We start from the raw sequence: 22,045 nt of genomic DNA on the forward strand, positions 1-22,045 counted from the left end.
GCATTATTTCTTTAAATCTTTAAATTCAAAATTAATAATACCAGAGTTATAAACTACTGCGAGTTTTTCAATTTCTCCGTCTGAAATAGTTTGTTGTTGGTTGTTATCAGTTCAAATGTATGTTCCAGATGATCTTGTATTTTTTACTCAAATATCATTATTTAACATATGATCTCATTCTTTATTTGAGCCGCCACTTTTTCTAAATCCGTCATTAGGGTGATCTAATGGTGATTTATGGCTACTATCAGCATTATCTGGTGTTTGCCAACTTGTAGGATGAGTAGACAGTCATTTGGCAAAGTCATAATTAGATCAAACATACGCTTTTGTTTCAGCGTTGTTGCTATTAGACATAAATTCAGAAGTAGGTGTTATTGAATCATCATGTAAACTTTTATTTTTTGCAACATTAAAGCTTTCATAACGATTAACAAACAATGAAACATCTTTTGTATTTGAATCATAATCAACGCCTAATCTCAACGTATATATTGCTGAAACCGGCATAGTTTTAGTTGAATCATAGGTATGTGAATTTGCATTAGTAATTTCATTACCATTTGTATCAAAAATGGTATTTTTATTGTTTGTGTAATTTTGTGGACCAACTAACAATTTTCCAGGTAATATTGCTTCAACTTGAATTAAACTATCATTAATAACTCTTATTCTTAGTATTTGATTTTCCGACTCTCATGTAACTGATGTGGATTGTTGGTAAACATCGAATTCAGGAAATTGAAACTTAATATTAAAGTTAGCATTGTCTATTCAATCATTACGTTTTGTAACTGTAGGGTTATTTGCATTGCCACTATTGTTTTTATAATCAAATATTTCTCTAGTTTTATAATTTATAATTACAGCATCATTAGAGTTTTCAAGACCTAGTGCCTTTTTAAATGTATCAATAGTTTGTTTTTTAATTCCATCAGCATCTGTTTGAGTTCACCCTAATTCATCAGCTTTACCAATGACTTGTTTAGATTGTTTACCTAAATTATTTTTATTATAATCTTTAAAGAATAGGCTAGATGTACCGGCAGGAAGTTCAAGGTCTCGTTTTGTTTTGAATGTTATATCAACATCCTTTTCTATTGAAAATCCTGAGAATTCTTTAAATATCTCCAGGTTAGTTGGTTTAAATTCATAACGAAGTTTAAGGGTATTTGTTTTTTCTGTAATACTTGAACTGCCTGGTTTAACAAATTTAGCAGTGCTAGTATCTTTAATTAATTTAACCTTAAAGTTTAAGGGATTATAAATTGAATCTCTATCGATCTTAGTAAAGGCAAATTTATCAAATAATTCAAGAAAACCATCTAAATTTGTAATATCAAGTTCATTTTCATTATTTTTTGGAACTAATTGTTCTAATTTTCTATCAAACTCCTCTCTTGTGATGCCAGACTTAGCAGAAATTTGATAATATGGTTTAGTTTTATTAGCACTTGTATCACTACCTGTTTCACCTAATATATTTTCATAAAACAACTTGCTATTTGTATTGGTTCAATCTAGTAATACCTTTAGCTTAGATTCAATATTACTTAGAGCATTATTTGTTTTTTCAGATAAAAATGTATCATTAATAATATCTGAGGATTTTTCCTTAGTGATGTTATCTTTTTCACTAGCTAATGAATCATAATTTTGAGTATATTGAGTTTCAAGCACACTAAGTTTATCAGTGTTACTTTTTCATTTAACTGATGATTTAAATAATAATTGATATATATCATTTAAATTTTGTCTTTTATTCAATAATCCAACTAATTCTGACTTAAATTCACTAACTAAATTATCGTATCCATTAATTAATTCTTTTGTTTCAAAAGCATATCTTTGTAAATCAGGAGCAGATTCAGTAGTTTTAATCATTGAATTTTTATTCTTCAATAATTCAAATTTAGTTTTTAACTCATTAAATAACTTCTTAGAATTTTCAAATCCTGCTTTTTCAAATAATTTAGTTGAGTCTGAATTAGAAAATGCATTATTATATTTATCAAATGTAGCGGTTACTTTGAAGATAAAACCAGTATTTTCCTCAATCATTTGAGCAATATCTGCTTTTATTTTTTGTATAAGTTGCTCTTTTACTTCTTTAGCTAATTTAATATCTTCAAGATTAGAATTAACAAAATCTGTTATAAAGGAATTTTGTGAGTCAATTGAAATATATTTACTATCAACGGTATTCTTGAAGTTTTTATTTTGGTTAATAAAAGTTTCAATAGTTGTTTTTAAATTTCCTAATGTTGTTAATTTATCTTTAGCGCTTTGTGTTCATAACGTATCATTAATTATATTTGCATTAAAATCAACAAGCTTTTGAAATTCGGTATTTAAAAGTGTTTGTTGTGTATCAAAAGTAGCAATAATTTGCTTCTTGTACTCATTAAGAGCTTTTCTTAAAGAAGTGTTTATTTTATTAATTGTTTCAACAGCCTCGGGATAAGTATTGTCTCTTGTCTTAACATTATCGATATTTAGAGAATTAACGGCATTTTCTAAAAATGTAGACAATAATACCCTGCTTTGTACCTCATCTGTTCCTTTTTTTGATAATTTATCATAAAGTTCGCTGGTTTTAGTACGAAGTTGTCTTACTGAGTTCGCTTTTTCATTAACAAGATGATCAATTTTATCCTGAATTTTCTTAATTTGACCAAGTTTTGCTAATTCATCATTATTAATATTTTTATTTAATTCTTTTGATTCAGTAATTAATTTTTGAAGTTGCGTATATGCTTCCTTAACAGCATTAGAATCAAGCAACTCATTTAAACCAGTTTGTTTATAATCAAGGATATTTTGGGCATCTTGATATTTATAAGCTAATGTTCTTGAATTTGTTAAAACATATTCAATCGAATCATTTCCTGTACCATTTAATCATTTTTGCGCTAAGTTAGCAAATGTATTTGGATCAGTATTTTCATCTAATTTAATTGCCTTCAATTCGTTCTCAAAATTGGTAACTTTTTTATTAATTACGTCTTTCTCACTTGTTATTATTACAGTATCATTCTTTATTTTAAGTTTAACACTAGCTAGCTGTTGATAAACTTCCAAGCGAGCCTTCAAAAGTTCAAGCTTTTTAATCTTCTTATCTATACTGTTTGACGCTTCTTCTGCTTTGTCAGCAGATGGAATATCAGATGTATAAAATGTTTTAACTGTTGTTAGTTCATTTTCAAGTTCCATCTTATTTTTGTCAACAGTAACATCTAGTGGTACAAAAGCACTTACAAATTGTTCAATTTCTGTCGCTTTTGAAGCTAATTCAACTAATTTTGATAAAAATGCCTTTAGATTATTAATCTTATTCAAGTTTTGCGCTAATTTTTCAACACTATTTGTTTCTTCTTTATTTGTTGAAGAATCAATAATATCGTCGATTTGCTTATTTAATGAGGTTATTAAGGTTAGATATTGCTTAGCATTTTGATATGAAGTAGAATTTTTAATGTTATTAATACCATCAAATAAGTCCTTACGGGTTTGACGAATCTTAGTTTGTTCAGAAACCTTATTAGTTAATTCATTAATAAATACACTAATTTCAGCCTGAGTTGGATTTTGGCCAATATTTGGTAAGGCATCTCACATATATTGAATTACTTTATTCTCATCAAATTGGGTTGCATCATAATTTGTTGACCCTTGACGTTCAAGTCTTCAAGTAGCAACATTTGAAGACACTTGCTTTAATAATTGAGTTAATTTTAGAGCCTCTTCACCCCTTGCCTTAACATTAGCAATTCTTTGGGCTTTTTGAATATCAGTTGTCTCTGAAAGGTTGTTAGCAGCATCTGCTAATAAAACATTTAATCAACTATCAATTTTATCATTATTTCTCGTACCACTTATTGATTCAAGACTATAGAAATCAAGATCACTATTAATTTCTTTAATTTTATCAATGATTTTTTCAGTTATTTCAATCACATCTAGAATACGCTCTTTTGAAACCTGAATTTTTTTAATTAGGTCAATAAATTTCTGTTTATTTAACTCTGCTAATTCATCAGAAGTTTTTGAATTATTTGTTACCACTATCTTAAATAATTCTCTTGCTTGTGATAATAAAGGATTAAGATCCTGTGTTATATATGAGTTTACAGTATCAGTTACTGATGAACCAGCAGCACTAATCACCGTTTCAGCGGACCCGATAATTAAAGCAAGTGCATCATAATATTCCTTGATCTTTTCAATTGCTTCAATTTTGGTTCTTACTTGTACAAGTTGAGCTTTGGTTGTTGATTGAAGATTTGAATTAAGAATTTGATTAATAGCTTCCTTTGTATTTGTAACTAAGAAGTTGTCAGCTAAATCACCAAGCTCAACGCTTTTATTTCCAAAAATTTGTTTAGAAAGTGTATCAACTATCACACGGTTTTGGTTTTGACCATTATTTAGTCCTGGTAATGCTCTAAAGTTTTCAAAGTGTTGCAATAAGCTAAGAGCTTTTTGTTTGTTTCTTGCTCTAAGTCCAGCTTCTTCCTTGATGAGTGTTAGTTCCTTTAAAACATACTCATTTTGTTGTTTTATTTTTAGAGTTTCTAATGGGGCGTGCTCATCACTCAACAATGCCTTAAGCTCAGCAATTGCCCTCTTATTAACATCAGTATTCGAATCTTTTTGATATAGTTCTAATTCAGTAGCTACATCAATTTGAAGCGTATGGAATTTTAACATTTCGTTAATATTAACAATTAGACCTTGTGCTATTGTAAAATCAATATCAACTGATAACTGATTATTAATTCTAGCTAAAAATCTATCTGAATGCGATTTGATAAAGGTTTTTTCTGTTGAATTATTTAGTTTATCAACATCCGTTTTAACAAATTCTTTATATTTTTCAAGGGAAATTAAAACAATATCTTTATGATATCCAGCAACCATTGCTCTTTCATTTTCTTTAATAGATTCAATAGTTGAGTTTATCGGATCATTTATATCCATCGCATATTTTTGGCGAGCTTTTTCATAATTTTCAAAATTCGTTAGTGAGTCTGGTTTAGGCAAATTATGAAATGACTTTTTATCGTATTGAATAACTTCAAGATCAATCCGAGCTTTCTCTTCACGATATTTTTTAATTAGGTCATCACGTTCTTTCGACAAATTTTTAACAAGTTCATTTAATTCGCTAACCTTTGAAGCAAGACTTTCAGGTGTGTAAGTTTCACCACCAGATGATGAGTTAACTGAAAGTATTTTTTCATATGTTTCTCTTGCGGCAGCAACCTTATCCTTAACTACTTCAAGAATCTTATATTTTTGTTGTTCCTCTGATAAAACATTAACTAAATCATTAATTACAATTTTACGCAATTCATGTTTTGATTGTGAAATAACAATAGCATCCTCGATTGCTTTCTTCTTTTTATTAATAATTTCAATAGTATCAGAGTTATCAGGTAGATTTTTATCAATCTCATCTAATAAAGCATTAGCATCCTTGGCGGATTCGGTTTCTACTAATGAAGGAGAATTTTTAATTTTATCAGACTCAAGAATTGCTCTCTTAACTACGTCAATAAGTTGCGTTTGTCCAGTTAAAATCTTAACAGCATCTTGAGCAGTGACATCAGAGGTTGTAGATTCTTTCCCTTTGGCATATGTGTCTATCTGCTTGATTGCATCATTAACCTTAGCTTCTATAGGTTTTAGATTAGTTGAAGATGGATATGATTTAGATTGAACATCTTCATTTCTTGCTCGAATCTGATCCTTATGAAATGCCAAGTCTAAATCATCATTTATGGCCTTGGATTGTCGTGCAGAATCAGCGACCTTGGCAACATCAGGAAGATTATTAACATTAGCAATCTGTCTTATAACTAAATCAATTTCATTTTTGGTTCTCTCTGATGAGGCAATAGCTTGTGGAACTCTTGAACGTTTGTCAGTATGAGCATTATATTCATCAGAAGTTTTTTCAAATCTAGCAATATTATTTTCAATATCTTTAACATAAGAGACCATTGCTTTAATCTTATTTACCTTATCAAGAATTTCATCTTTTTCAGCTTTTGATAACCCTGGTTGGCGAGACTGATTTAATAATTCATTATAAGCATAACGCAATGATGTTTCACCTTCGGAAATCGGCTGTGAAGAATCCTCATGTTGATAATTTTTATTAATTAGTTTTTCAATACTCTTTATTTGCGATTCGAGGCTGCTATCTTTTCTCTTATCTCTTAGATTTTTTAATTTTTCATCTGCAAGATTACTTAATTTATTAACTAATTCAAAATCAACAGGTGTTGCTTGAAGCGCTATTTTAATATCAGATTTTACTTTTTCAATTTCTGCAAAATCTTGTGCAAATTGATGTTTAATTTCATCATCATCTTTAATTTCATCAATTAATTTATCCAACTCATTTAAGGTAGAATTAACTTTTCTGATAATTTTTGCACTTTCTTGGATGCTATTTGTAATACCAATTACACTGTCAATTGACTTTGTATTGCTGAATTGATTAGCTTTTTGATTATCAAATTCAAAACCTTTCAATAATACATCATTTAATAAATTATTTATTTGTGTAGCACGGTCAGCAAGAATTTTTTTTGTACTATTCAATTTATCCAACTGCGTTTGTTCATAATCAGTATAAGAATGTGGTTTTTCATTTGTTGGATTAAATGTTAAAAGTGCATAGTCCTCAACTTCACTACGTGTTTTTGCGGCATCATTTTGATAACGGGTAGTTTCTATAATTGCTATTAGTTTATATTTTTGAATTTGGTTAAGAATATCTTTTGAAACAATGGGATTATAATTAATTGATGTTATTTTTTTTGAATCAATATTTAATTTTTCAAAGATTTTAGCCAATAAATTAATGTCAACACTTTGAGTTTTTATGTTATTTAACTTTTCACTAGTTAATTGACTTATTTTTAATAAATCATATTCTTTTAATTTAGCAATTTCTTGCGACGTTCTTTCTTGTAAATAAGCTAACTGTGCCTTTTGCAAAGTTCTTAGTTGTTCCCTAATACTATATTTTTTACTAATAATTTGCTGTGTAGATAAGTCAGAAAGAATGTTCTCGCTTAAAATTTGGTTTTTTAAATCAGTTGCTTTTTGTAGAACATCCTTGCTTAAATACTTAGTCTTAGTATTGGCATCAAAACCATTAATATTAATAATAGTATCTTCAATCTCTCTTGCAATATTAGCTAATTCAAGTCTAGTTTCAACCAATGTTGAGGCTAGATTATTGATTTCTACTACTCTTTTTTGGACTTCGCTAATGCTAATATTAGGATTATATAAATCACTTAATTGTTTAAGAAGAATATTTAATTCTTGTTCATTTAGTAATTTAGGATTATTTTTATGGACTTGCGTAAATTCTTTAATAACATTTGAAATTTCATTATCAACATATTGCACATAATTGATTCTATTCATAAAATCAATTACCTTATTAATAATTTCTTGTTTATTGTGTTTATCAAAATCAACGATATTAATTAAATTTTTATATGCTTTCTCTTTTAAAATAGATTCAAAATGTTGAGTTAAATTATTAATATTCACATTCTTTACATATTGAACAAATAAACCAAAATCATCAATGATTTGTTTTAAAGAGGTTTCTTTATCATTTAAAGCCTTTTCGTAAATATCAAAGTTTGCTTTGGCTAATTTTAGATCAGCTATTGTTAATGAATTATCAATTTTAATAGAAACGATATTCTTGTAATAATCGAATAAAGCTATGTAATTTTTAGTTACTTGATAATTTAAAATTTCATTTAGAGATTCTTGCGTAATCATTTCGTTTCTAATTACAAATGTAATCATTTGATCAAACACATTCTTATTTTGATACACAGAATTGGTTAATAAAATTTGATCACCAAGTAACTGAAGTTGTTCAGATAAATTCTTATCAGTTTTTCTATCAATTGACTTCTTAAGAATTTCTGATGTAATAAATAAGATATTAGCATCAACACTTTTTTCAATACTATGAATTGTTTTTTCATAAAAATCATTGAATTCTGCATATTTAGTCATGCTTCTAATATCCATTAATTTATTTTCAACCAATTGCTTATTTATGGATATATCATTAATTCTAAAATCATTAAACAATATATCATCTTCAATTTGTTTAATAATTTGCTCAATATCACCACGTAATGCTTTTGTTGGCAGCATTTTCTTTAATTCAGCAATATTTTCATCAAAACTGTTATTTGGAACCAATAAATATTTCTCAATTAATTCCCTTTGCAATTCAGTTTTGGCGCTTAATGACTCACTGTATTTATTAATTCAATTAAATTGTTGTTCTTTACTTAATTGATTAAAATTTGAAAGGCTTATTTTTATATCAGTTAAGTCGACTGAATCAAATTGATTCTTAATATCTATTTCCCTAATTCTTGATGCCTGATCTCTCAATAATTCTTCAATGTTTTTTAAATCATTTTTACTAAGTTCTTCACTATTTATTAATCTTTTAACATATTTAATTATGTAATCTTTCTGAAAATTTTTAATGTTATCTAAGGCAATAAATTTTTCAACAGCAGATGACTCAGGATTTGATAATGTTAATTTAACAAGGTTATTAAGATTATTAAACTGCGATTGTTGTTTTGGACTGAAGGATAATTTCTCAACCACTTTATTAAAAAGTAGATTACTATTTTCAAGTTGTTTTAATAATCTGTCATTATTTTTTGGAGCGGTAGTTTTATGGTTAGAGTTAGTCAAATACATTGCTACAAGAGTTGATGCAGTAGCAATGGTTGCCATAACAACAGCAGCCGTTCTTTTCTTAGTTATTTTGTTCATTATTTATCCCCTTCTTTATCTTCATGAATTTTTACCATGAAATCAAAATGATCATATGCCTTTAAAATTTGTGGTTCATTCCATTCTTTTCCGCCACGTTGACCTTTTGGATGATTTTTTTGATGGTAATCAGGATAACCACGCCCTTGTTGATTGTTTGCTTGTTTTGTTTTATCAGTTCACTTTGATGCAAACATTTCGGCAAAAACATATGCCTTAATATTAACATCATCTGGATGAGCTTTAACTAGTGGATTGTTATTTATTTCATTTTCCTCCATAGTATCTTTCGGAGGATAGAAATATCATTTTGAGTAACCCGATAAAGTCATTTTAAATGAAGCGTCGTTTCTATTTATATTATTTTGTATTAATAATTCATATCATGTGTGTAGCACACCAAAATCTTTTTTTCCATTTTCCTCAAAAACAACTGGTATTGTATATCCAAAAGGAATTCAGTTTCTAAAGGTATTAGATGTAAAATCAAGATCGGCCCCTGTTTGTGTTCAATATGAAAACATTTTGCCGTTAGATAACATTGCATGTTTGAAGTTTCTACCACTACCATCTTGAGCGAAGATAAAGCCTTTTGAATTATCTATTTTAATTTTATATTTTAAGTTATTATGCGAATTTGAAAGATCAAAGTTTGTGTATTCACTCTTCATTGCTTCTTCTAATGTTAATTTATACAAATCAACATTTCGCGGCTTCTGAAGCTTACCAAATAATAAATCATCTCATTGTTGACTACTAAACGAAACATCCTCACGAATGAATTTAAGATTGTGGTTTAATAGATGTTTATTTGCACCTTCCGCAATGGCATTCATTAGGTTAACATTCATATTTCTATTGTTTCAACCCGCTTTTTTTGCCTCAAATATTTTATGTTGCTGAACAAAAGTTTTATTTTGTTGAAGTGTTTGGTTTTCTTGCCCTAAATCAGTTTTTGTAACCCTAAAAAATGGCAAAGTTTTAAATGTAATTCAAACATCATTAAATGTTAAAGTTCTATCAGCTACATCATTGAAAAAGTTTTGATTTGAATGGCTTGAAGGATGCTTATATACAACCTTAAGATTAATTTTTGTCTTCTTGGTTGAAGTATCGGTTTGTAAGAATTCAGGTGCTCATGAATTAGAAGTTGCAGTTCTTGTAATAAACACCCTAACATTAGTGGTATTGTAAGGTAAATTTCCGTTATTTTTTAGAATAGCAAAGACATCAAATAAGTTAAGCAATCCTTGATTTTGCGTGATATCTAATTCAGTTACATTTGATTGATTATTTATCTTGTTAATTTCTTCAACAAAGTTTTCATACAAAGTACTTGATTTAGGTTTTATTTCCCTTATTTTCTCAGCATTATTTTTATTCAAATAATCAAATAAGAAGATATTATTGCTTGAATCATTAATTCAGCTATTTAAATTATTAAGATTTGAGAAAATAGCTTTTAGTGCTTCTTGCTTAGCAGCTACAGAAGAATTTTTATTCATCAATGCCTTATCTGTATTTAATTGTTGCGTTACGGCTGAATTATGTATTGCGTTGTATGAGTTAATTATATTAGCAAAGACACTATTTGATGAATTGTTTTGTTTGAAATTATCTCCAGCAACCAAATTAAGCATATGCTCAAGCACACTTTTAGAAACAACCTCAGTATAGAAATTAATTAAATTACCAACTGCTCTTTTAGCGGCATCGAAATTGCCAGAACCATATATTAGATTATCGATTGCTTCTAGAGCGGTAATTATTTTTTCAATAGCTTCATAGTATTTCTTAAAATCATCTTTTACTGCGTTCTCAGTCGAGGCATTAATATCTTGATTAAAGTTTATATTTAATTGCTGTACTGCAAGATTGTTAAAATCAGAAGGAAGAGCAGTATTTGCTTGGTTTATCTTTTGAATATTTTGTTTAATATCATTTATACCATTAATATTATCGCTGCTTGTAGTATTTAATTTTCCATCTAATAATTTTATTATGTTAAAGATATTATTCGTACTTTGATCTTTCATTTCTTCATTAAATGAATTAATTTGGATCTTCAATTGTTCGGCAGCATTCTTTGTTAATGTTTTAATAGCTTGATAGTCATTTTCTAAGGTATTCGAGGTATTTCTTAACTCTTGTGAAATTAACTTATAGTTTGAAGTATCTTTATTTAAGACTTGACCAGCTAAGGTCACATTATTTTCAAAACCATTAATCAACTTATCAATATTAAATAAAACACTTAATTTTTTAGCTCGCTCAGTGGTCAATTGCTTATTACTATTATCTATTGAAACTTGCTGTGATTTAAACAATTTAACATACGAATCCAATCTATTCTTGACAATAGTTAAATGATTTTTTTCGAATTTAATGATTGCAGCTATTTGATTTGTAAGAGCTTCTTTGGCTTTTAATAATTTTTCGTTGGCATCTTTAATGTTTGCTAACGTATCAAGAGATAAATTAGTTGGCAACGAAACTGCATTATTAGTAAAACTCTCTTGCAAAGGCGTCTTTGTTTTATCAGATCCAATATTTGTGTATGAAGAAGTTAGAAAATTATTTGCTTCATCAATTTGTATTCTTAACTCACGTAATTCTTCACGTTTTTGATCCTTAAGTTTTTGAACTACACTTTCAGTTGGATTTGTAAGTTTAAAGATAGAAGCTAGTTTATTTTCTTCATTATGAATCTCATTTTTTAAATTATTTTTAGCTTCATCGACCGCTTGCTGCAACGAAGTATATAAATTCATCATTGTAGCACTTTCCTTGGTCTTGTAATCATTATCGGAGCTAGTTGGTATAAATGCTTCTGCTTGAGTTATAGCATTTTTAAGTTCGATGCTGTTTTTTAGACTAATATCAAAGCTATTTTTCCCTACTTCTAAATAAGTTTCTTTTAGGGCTTCCAAGCCACGAACATCAATAGCATCGCGGTTGCCTAATTCAACTAATAAATTATCAAGAATTTTTCTTAATGGTTTTTTAGCTTCTTCATCTAGGTCATTTGAGCTTGTTAATTTACTTAATTTATCTGAATATGAAATTAAAATATCAATCTTCTTAGCATTACTTTCAATTAATTTATGTTTTGCTTCAATTTCAAGAGTAATCAAAACTCCAAAGTAAAAATTATCTTTCGATTGTGCTGCTTGTGTTTTTTCTACATTATTAAATTCTGTTTCAAGAGTTTGAATAGCTTTGGTTAAAGCTTTTGATTTGTTTGTTGCAGCCTTACCTTTTGTGACTTGTTCCTTAGCACTTGCAACAACAACAGCCAAATCAGCATACTTTTCGAATAGCGAATGTGAAGATAAAACTTCTGATTTTATATTATCAATCGCATTTATATCAGTAGCATTAATAACCTTTGAAATAGCATCTAATCTCTCTTTGAATCTAGTAGTTCTATCTTTTTTCAGTTCATCAAAAATCGTTTGGTTTTTATCCTTATATTTATCCAATGTTGTTAGCATATTATTTTCATCGCTAAATGCTTTTTCAATTTCAGTATATGCTGTTTTTCTTGAATTATATAAAGCTTGGTATGCAAGATGTTGGCTTTCCAGCGTTTTAGTTGCTGCGTCAATTTTTGAAGTTATAGTAATAGGTGCAAATACATCAGCTGGTAGTTCGGGAATCGAGTCATTTACAAATTGACCTATGTTTTTCTGATCAATTTCATAACCATATTTTTGGCCTTCAAAACTAAACTCTCCTAACGAATCATAAGTTGCTAAGATTGTTCTTTGTTTTTCGATTAATCTCTTGAATTTGGTTACTATTTCATCTAGAATTTGCATTTGATTTAGGTCACTATTTACCTTTGAATCTTTTGCAAATAATTCTAACTTTTCAACATATTTGGTTAGCATCTCTTTAGCAGCGGCTGCGCCAGTATTGTTTCTGCCTTCTTTATAGGTCATGCTTGATGATTCATCTTTTAGAGTTTTTATATTTTTGTTTAATTCAATTATTTTCTCTAATCTCACAACTAATGAAGATAAATCAGCTTTCTTTTGACTTAAAATTGAAAACTTAGATGGATCATTATATGAAGACTTAGCATCATTTATTTGCGTTTCAAATTGTTTCTTTAAATTATCAAAAACATCCTTGATGGGACCATCAGTAACTGAAAGTTTTGCTACTTTTTCCTCATTTTCCTTAACTGCCTCTGCTAGCGATAAAATAGTTTTAAGATTTGTTTTTACAATTTGAAGTTTTTTATTTACTTCATTAACTTCTTCAACATATTTAGCTTTATCATTGTTATAAACAATATCCTCAAGTTCTTTAGTATATTGTGAAATTAATCCATCAGTTCCAATTAATGATTCCTTAACCTTAGAATCATATGTTTGCGCATTAAACTTGCCTTCAACTTCTTTTTTGAATGCCTCAAATCTATCTCTTTGGTTTTGTTTTAATTGCTCAAAAGGTACTGATTCTGCAAATGCATTGCGTAGTTCAGTGATTTTATCTTCAATTAGAGCTGTAGAAGCATTTTGGCCTGGAACTGACTTAACTAAAGCATCTGCTAGGCGTTTGTATGCATCAGCACTTCTACTATTATTTTTCTTTAGCTCTAGTAATCTTTTTGAAACAGCTAGTTGTTCTTCGATTAGATTTCCTAGTGTTTCCATTCGTTTAGTTTCGGCTAAAACATCATTTACATCTGTAGAGTTAACCTTAGGCATAACTTCGTTGTCTGCATGTGTGACAGTTTCACTAATGTTTGCAATAAAGCCTTCAATAGTTAAGTTATTTTCAAAATTAATCATTGGAGACTCATTCATTTTATTTTTTAGCTCATTTAGTTTATTATCAACTTGTGATTTAGTATTTTTAAATTCATCTTTTCTAAAACTAATATCAACTTTTGAAGCTAATGCTTGCAATTCTTCGAATTTAGCTTTATCATAATTTGATTTATTAAACTTATCTTGAGGATCTGATTTTTGGCTACTAATTAAATCATCAAATTTTAGTTTTAGTTTTTGCAACTCTGAACCATTAGTTAAACTAGGCGTTTGTACTAAAACCGAAAAATTATTATTTTTTTCTTCATTTAAAAATTTATCAATTTGCTTTTCTAAACGATTTTTGGCATCATTAAATAAACTGTGAATTTCCTGTTTTTTAACCATAAATTGATTAATTAAATATTCAATTCTTTGTTTTTGATTAACAAGGTCAGCCTTTGTTGTGCGGTAATTTGAAATATAAGCGCTAAATTTAGCGATTTCTTCTTCTATTTCCTTATCAATCTTTTCAAAAATATATCTTTGTGATTTATCATTTTGGTCTGATTTATATTGATTATCTCTTACAGCTTGTAAGCGTACAATAGCATCCTTAACTTCTTTCGATATTTCAATCTTTGCATTAATTTCATTTAAGGCAATAATTTTATCATTAATTTCAGCTAAGGAATCATTCAGCGATCCTCTATTAACATTTATAACTTGTGTAAAAGCGGTATATAACTCAAAATATTTAGTCTTATCAACTTTTGATAACTCAATAGCAGACAATTTTGTTTTTTCCAGTAAGCTATGTTGTGAACCAATTTTAGCTACTATCTTATTAGTATCATTAATTATATTTTGATAGTTAAAAGTGATACGTTGTGCTGTGCCATCAATTTGGAAGTTCTTTGATTCAATTTCCCTTTGAATTGCCTTAATTTTTTCTTCTTCAGTTTCTTTGATTAATTTATCATATAAACCTTTTAGTTCGCCTTGTAAAGCATCAATGCTTGAAATCATACCATCAATAGTTTTTTGAGCACTATCAATAGCACTAAGACCATCTTCACTAGCTTTTTCAAATATTGATATATCACCATTAATTAAAGCAAACGGATCATTATTAATTTTTAAATTGTTGGATAAATCAGCATCAGCAATTTTATTATTTCCTAATAAAATTTTTTCTTTAGTTAATTTGTCTTTTGCTACTTCAAGTTTAATTTTTTGAGTTTGATTAGCGATATCAACATTTTGTTTTGTAATTCATGTCTTATTATGAATCTCAGGATTATATAATTCTTTTTCAATTATTGTGTGATATTTTTCAATTAAAGTATCTGTTTGGGTATTTAAAACTTCGAGTCTATCAACTGTTGTTCTTATTTGATCTCTTGCTTCCATTGTTTTAAATAAATTATTATTAGTCGAATCAGCTTTTAGCGCATGATACACTTTTTTTGCTTCGTTATTTTCGACTTCAAGTTGCTTAATAGACAATTCGAATGTTGCCGCAACCTCGATAGATTCACGTAAAATATCAAATTTATTGGATATTAATTGGCGCTTGTCGCTCTTTTCTTTTTCTGATAAAGTTTTATCATCTTTAATAGCATCAACTTCCGCTTGAAGACTATTTAATGTTTCTAAAAATTTAGATTCAACAGGAGTAGTTTTACCTTCTTCACGTCGAGACGAAAATGTATCATCAATAAGTTGAGCAATGATTGCTGATTGAGTTGATGATTCGAGTTTTGAACGTTTATTTTCAAAATCATTCAAAGCTGTTGATAATTTAGATTGAATATCATCCAAATCATGTTGTGTTGGATCGGCTAGTGCTTCATCAGCTAATCTCTTCAATTTTTGAATTTCATTTAATTCCTTACCCAAATATGTTTTAACTTTTTCTTTATTTTTAACAATAGCCAAAATTTGAGCAGTTTCATCCTTTGTATTTTCTAATCTTTTAGCACTAACCACTTTCTTAGAATATTCATCCTGTAATTTTTTGAGCTTAGCAATCTCTATTTCTTTTTGTTCGTGGGTAAGCTTATAATCTTCCATAATTAATTTAATATCAGCACTAATACGTGCTGTTTTAAATGATAAATCTTTAGCCACTGGCGAGTCAGGATTATTTTTTCACACTTTTTTTATAGCTTCCAATAACTTGTTATTGTCTTCAAAAATCGGGCTAGATTGATGCGACAACCTTGCAACATCAAAGAAATCAAGAGCATCCTTGATTAAACCACCCGCTATCTCTTTTTGACCATTAGGTAAAATAGCTTTTTCATCTTCAAAAACAGACATTTCCTTACGTGTTGCAGTTGAATAAATTGAAGCCAATCCTAATAATTTAGTTTTTAAACTATCATATGTCTTTTTAATGGTTGGATAATATTTATTTATATTAACGATTTTTGAAACTTCGCCTTCGATTCCTTCAATAATAGTTTCAATTTCCTTCTTGTTGGCAATTCTTTCATATTCGCTATATTCCTCAAATTTACTACTTAAATCGGCAAGAGAAGTATTCTCAAAGTCAATTTCATTAATAGCTAAAAGTGCTTGTTGCACATTTAAAAGCGTAGAATCATCATTTACAAAAGTTTTGTTGTATCTATTTTTTCCGGATGTAAATTTCAACTGTTTAGATAATATGTTGAATTGTTCTTTATAGAAATTTTTAAGGGTATTATTAGTGTCAATATCACTTAATATCTGATTTATAGTTGAAACATATTCAAAGAAACCAGCACTACTTTTGAATTCTTGATTTTCAATTTTGTTAATAAGCTCTTGTTTAAAATTTGCATCTTGAATTTTATTAATTTCTTCCTTCGCATCATTAAGTAATTTATTCGCAATAGCTATTTCATTTAACGCCCTATACAAATCGGAATGAATTTTATATGCTGGAGTTTTTAATTTGTTGGTTGAAGGGTCTGTATCTTTAACCTTATTATTTGCTTGAATAATAGCAAAATCAATAGCACCAATAAACTTGCTATCAACTTGTTGTTTAATTTTATCTGCTTGTGCAATTAAGTCTTTCACCTTGTTTAAGGTAGTTTCATCACTGCCAAAATAGTCTGATGTTTTGTTGATTATTGTTGATATATAGTCACTTATAACTTGTGAAGCCGTTATTTTTTTTGAATCTTGCAGTCCTATAACTTCAAATGATAGATTTCCTTTATTTTCTATTACAAACTTCTTAATAGCATCTAGTTCATCATAAATGATTTGTTTTATTGTCTGGTCTAAATCCATTGTTGCAACTTGGTTTTTTGCCTCAACAATTTGTGAATAAATTTTTTGAATTTCACCTTCATTATTAATTGATTCATCTTTAAATAAATCATTACTTTGTGTTGTGAACAATGTATCCAAGACATCAACAACACTATCCCTAGATAAAACATTTTGTTCAAGTTTGCCGTTGATAAAATCAATTAATTTTAGAACCTTAACATTCTTAATACTGATATTAAGTCTATCTGTTTTTTGAATATTCTTTAAGACAAAAACATTCATTTTTAATTCTAGATCAAATGCTATCTTGTCTTGCTTAGCAATTATTTTTTCAACCTCATCAACAAATTTTTGTTTATCATCATAAGTTTGCTGACTAGCATTATAGATGTCTAGTTGTTTATTAAACTCATTTTTTAAATCTGGTGACTTAACTAAATTGCCTAGTTGTTCTATAGCATCACGTGCTATTTTTGCACTGTTTGAATCAACAAGCATTAAACTACTTACCATTCTTCTTAAAATATTTCTTTGATCAAGCATATTTCTAATAGCCGAGACAGCATCAGCTGTTTGATTGCTAATTTTATTTGCGATTAATTGATTTGCATAATTAATTGCTGTTTGTAATTTATTTTTTGATTGCTCCGAAAGCATTTCATCATACTTATTTAAAAATATTCTAGCCTTCTTTTGCTCTTGAACCAAGTCATCATGAGCTTTTGTATCTATTGACTTATATTCAGTATTATGAAGAAAAGGAACAATAGCAGCTAAAGTAATAGCTGGTATTGCAGTTAATAAAGAAGTTACAATAACACCTTTTTTTACTTTTCTATGCTTCTTTTCTAAATCTAAATTTCTTTCATTCATGTTTCCTCCTTTATTATTTAACCAAACAAGTTAAATAAACCTTTACTGCGTTGTGCTACGGTTCATAATAGCCCATCACTATCTGTATTCATGTAAACCAAGTAATCTGCTAAATATGCTATTGCTACACTTAACAAAGCAAGAAATAAAAGAATAAAAATTGTTCCAATGATTATTGATACCTTTATTTTTCGATTTATGGCTTTTTCGCTTGCTAAATGAACAGGCTTTACATTGTCCATAATTTTGCCCTCCTCCATTATTTAAATTGAAAATTTAACTGTTATTGAATACAATAAAATTTTTGTAAATTCATTTAATAGTTTAAACTAAAAAACATATTTTTTAAATAAATACTTATTTAAGTTCGCATTTTTTTGCTTATTTTAAGCGCTTTTTTTAAAAAAATAATTAATTTTTGGGTTAAAAAATGTTTTTTTTTTTTTTTTTTAGAGCTTAATTTAAGTTGAAAAATAATTATTTGTAATAATAAAATACTTAATAACAAAAAACAAAATATTTTTTTCTTTTAAAATATAGAATTTATAATTTTTAAGACAAAATTGCTAATTTTGTTAAATTTTAATGTTTAAGAATATAACACAATTTAAGGAATTATCTATATTATAAAAATCCCTAATATTTTGTTTTTTTAAGTTATTTTAGAATTATTTAGAATTATAATTATTAATATTAAATTAATTATTTTATTATTTATGGAGTATAAATAAAATGAAGGCAAAAATAGCAATTAACGGCTTTGGTAGAATAGGCCGTTTAATCTTTAGAAAAATATGAAATGATGCAGATGTTGAAATTGTTGGAATCAACGACCTAACTGATGCAAAAACATTAGCGCACTTATTAAAATACGATACAGCTCATGGCGTGTTTCCATTTAGTGTTTCAAACACTGAAAAATCAATAATTGTGGAGGGTAAAGAGTTTCCAATATTTAGTGAAAAAGATCCTGCTCAACTCCCTTGAAAACAATTGGCAGTCGATGTGGTTGTTGAAGGTACAGGTAGATTCTTAACAACTGAACTAGCCCAACTACATATTAATGCTGGAGCAAAAAAAGTTTTAATTACGGCCCCTTCAAAAAGTGCGGATGTAAAAACTATAGTTTATTCAGTTAATGAAAATATTTTAACAAAAGACGATGTTGTTGTTTCTGGGGCATCATGTACAACAAACTGTCTAGCACCTGTTCTAAATGTTTTAGAAAATGAATTCGGTATTGAAAAAGGCTTCATGACCACTGTACACTCATTCACTGCAGACCAAAGATTACAAGATGCACCTCATTCAGATTTAAGAAGAGCGAGAGCTGCTTCCTCAAATATGATTCCAACCACAACAGGTGCGGCTAAATCGATAGGTAAGGTTATCCCAACGCTAAAGGGTAAAATGAATGGTATTGCTTTAAGAGTTCCAACTATTACAGGGTCAATTATCGATGTTACTGTTGAGCTTAAAAGAGATACAACTGTCGAGGAAATTAATAAGGCAATGAAAAATGCAAGTTCAGAATCTTTTTTCTATACTGAAGATCCTATTGTTTCTAGTGATATTATTGGTTCAACCGCTGGTTCAATATTTGATGCTCAATTAACTCAAGCATTAGAAGTTGATGGCAAAAAATTATACAAAGTTTATGCATGATATGATAACGAATCGTCGTTTGTTAATCAATATATAAGAACATTAAAGCATCTAGTTAACATAAAATAAACAATAAAAAAACCTGCTTTAAAGCAGGTTTTTTTCTAATTATTTTGTCTTAAAGATATCATCAAATATTTCTTCATAATACTTCACAGGTACAAAAGTAACTTCTTTTTTAACTTCCTCTGGTACATCAACTAAATTTTTAATATTGTCATATGGAATAAATATTTTTTTAATTCCAAATTGACATGCAGCTAATGATTTTTCTTTCAGTCCACCAATTGGTAATACTTTACCTCTCAACGTTATCTCGCCAGTCATACCAATGTTTGCGGGAACCGGTTTTCTAGTTAGCGCACTAATTATAGAAGTAGTAAATGTAACACCGGCTGATGGTCCGTCTTTTGGAATAGCGCCCGCTGGTACGTGGATGTGAATTGCCTTATTATCAAAATCAAAATTAATTCCGAATTTTTCAGCATTTGCTCTCACATAACCTAAGGCAATTTGTGCAGATTCCTTCATAACTTCCTTTAAATGACCGGTTAATTTTATCCCGTCTTTGCCCGGAAATGTAGTAACCTCAATGGCTAGTGTAGAACCTCCAAAGCTTGTGTATGCAAGGCCATTAACAACACCGATTTGATCTCTATTTTCGTTTTCATCATCTTCGAATCTAATTGGGCCTAAGAAATCAACAACAACATCTTTAGAAACTCTAAATTCATCCTTAATTTCATTATCTAATATTTTCACAACTATTTTACGAGCTATATTATCTAATAAACGTTTGAGCTCACGGACACCGCTTTCTCTTGTATATGAAAGAATTATAAATTTTATAACCTCATCATCAATTTGGATTTGCGATTCCTTAAGCGAATTCTGTTCTAAAACTTTGGGCATTAAGTGTGCTTTAGCTATTTCTAATTTTTCGGCAGTGGTATATGTTGACAATTCTAGTAATTCAACACGATCAACTAATGCGGGTGGGATCGAATCAAAATAGTTGGCAGTAGCTATGAATAAAACCTTTGATAAATCATATTCAAGGTCAAGATAATGATCTTGAAAATTAGCATTTTGTTCAGGGTCAAGAACCTCCAACATAGCGCTAGTTGGGTCGCCTCTAAAATCAGAAGACATTTTGTCTATTTCGTCAAGAAGAATAACTGGGTTAGAAACACCTGCCTTTTTAATAGCGGAGATAATTTTCCCAGGCATTGCCCCAACATAGGTTTTTCTATGCCCTCTAATTTCGCTTTCATCTTTTACACCACCAAGCGATACCTTGATAAATTTTCTTTTTAAAGCTTCCGCAATGGATTTTGCTAATGTGGTTTTCCCTGTTCCCGGAGGACCAATCAAGGTTAAAATAGGAATATTATTAACTGGATTATTCAAGGTATCACCAGTTTTATGAACGAATAATTTTGTATCAATAAAATGGTCAGAATCATTTTTAATAGGCAAATAATCACCAGTTTCTTTTTGATTTTGTTTGTGAGTAAGAACTGAAATAAATTCTAAAATTCTCTTTTTTGGTTTTTCAAGTCCAAAATGGTGTTTATTTAAAACTTCTCTAACATGATTTATATCAATTAATTCTTTACTTACTTTTCTTCATGGTAATGCCAAAATTAAATCAATGTATGTTTTAGAGATATTTGCCTCTGGGCTCGAAGCCATCATGGCAGCCAAGCGAGCTTGTTCAGTCTTTAATGCTTCGATTACATATTTAGGAAACTTGCGGCTAGTTTCTGGGTCTTTTTCCATATTTTCGGCATTATTTTGTGATTCATCATTAAGCATTTGTCTTAACTGCTTCATCTTTTCGCGAAGAAGAAAATCTCTTTGTGAGCTTTCCATTTCTTCATTTAATTTCTTAGTTATTTCTATGTCAATATTTGTTGACTCTTTTTTTCAAGCTAATCTATCAGCGATATTTTTAATAAGATCGTAAATATCTAAAGACAAAAAACCTAATAGTTCATCTCGAGTAAAGGCTTCTCTAATAATTGCAAAATTTTTTCATATCAATTCATCGATTTTTTCTTCCTTGTTATATTTAACCAGTGAATTCATTTGCATTGCAAAATCTTTGACTTTTTCAAAATTAAATACCTGTTTAGAAATTGACGAAAAATTTTTATCTGTTTGCGGTTCAAGTTTTAAAACAAAATTATTTAAGTATTCAATAGAATTTTTTATTTTTTCAATATCAACCTTTTGCCCTTTTTCATTTTTGTATTCAAATGAAGCATATATTAGCGGTGCTTCCGGGTTGGTATCAGACGAATGAATTTCATTAATTTTAACAATTTTATCTGCATCAAGGCTTATTTTATAAACACCTTTATTTTCCGATGATTCTTTGATAAGAGCTACAATGCCATAATCTTCTAGCATTGACGAAGAGGTAATTACTTCGGCATTTATATATTGCTCCTTAATAAAAGTTATTAATATCTTATTATTAGATTCCTTACTATCCAATGCACTTTGTAAGGCAAGAACCGAATTTTTCTTTCCTACTCTTATTTCATCCATTGATTGTGGCAGTATTATCTGCTTCTTAACTGGTATAAAAGGTAATTGCATTTTTTTCCTCATTTCATTTTATT

5 protein-coding genes are annotated in these 22,045 nt (G+C 28.6%); 1 reads left to right on the forward strand and 4 read right to left on the reverse strand.

What is annotated here, in order from left to right; all coding sequences use genetic code 4:
• Positions 1 to 3: 3 nt before the first annotated feature.
• From ACWXVQ_RS01230 to ACWXVQ_RS01240, 3 genes are read right to left on the reverse strand one after another with little or no spacing between them, the layout of a single operon-like run.
• On the reverse strand, positions 4 to 8,847 hold the full coding sequence (locus ACWXVQ_RS01230) for a hypothetical protein (protein ID WP_456013283.1): 8,844 nt from the start codon (positions 8,845 to 8,847) through the stop codon (positions 4 to 6).
• Positions 8,847 to 17,750, reverse strand: coding sequence for a hypothetical protein (locus tag ACWXVQ_RS01235; protein ID WP_456013284.1), 8,904 nt, complete (start codon positions 17,748 to 17,750; stop codon positions 8,847 to 8,849). The genes ACWXVQ_RS01230 and ACWXVQ_RS01235 overlap by 1 nt, the downstream gene beginning before the upstream one ends.
• Positions 17,751 to 17,767: 17 nt before the next feature.
• Positions 17,768 to 17,992, reverse strand: coding sequence for a hypothetical protein (locus ACWXVQ_RS01240; protein WP_438340465.1), 225 nt, complete (start codon positions 17,990 to 17,992; stop codon positions 17,768 to 17,770).
• A gap of 490 nt (positions 17,993 to 18,482) precedes the next feature.
• Here ACWXVQ_RS01240 and gap point away from each other — a divergent pair, with 490 nt between their 5' ends.
• Positions 18,483 to 19,484: a type I glyceraldehyde-3-phosphate dehydrogenase gene (gene gap / locus ACWXVQ_RS01245; protein ID WP_456013286.1), complete on the forward strand. Its 1,002-nt coding sequence runs from the start codon at positions 18,483 to 18,485 to the stop codon at positions 19,482 to 19,484.
• 39 nt (positions 19,485 to 19,523) lie between these two features.
• On the opposite strand, the gene lon is transcribed toward gap, so the two are convergent.
• Positions 19,524 to 22,034 (reverse strand): endopeptidase La, encoded by a 2,511-nt coding sequence (lon, locus tag ACWXVQ_RS01250; RefSeq protein WP_455993761.1) that lies wholly within the window; start codon positions 22,032 to 22,034, stop codon positions 19,524 to 19,526.
• Positions 22,035 to 22,045: the final 11 nt, after the last annotated feature.

This window comes from Mycoplasma sp. 527 (assembly GCF_053851595.1).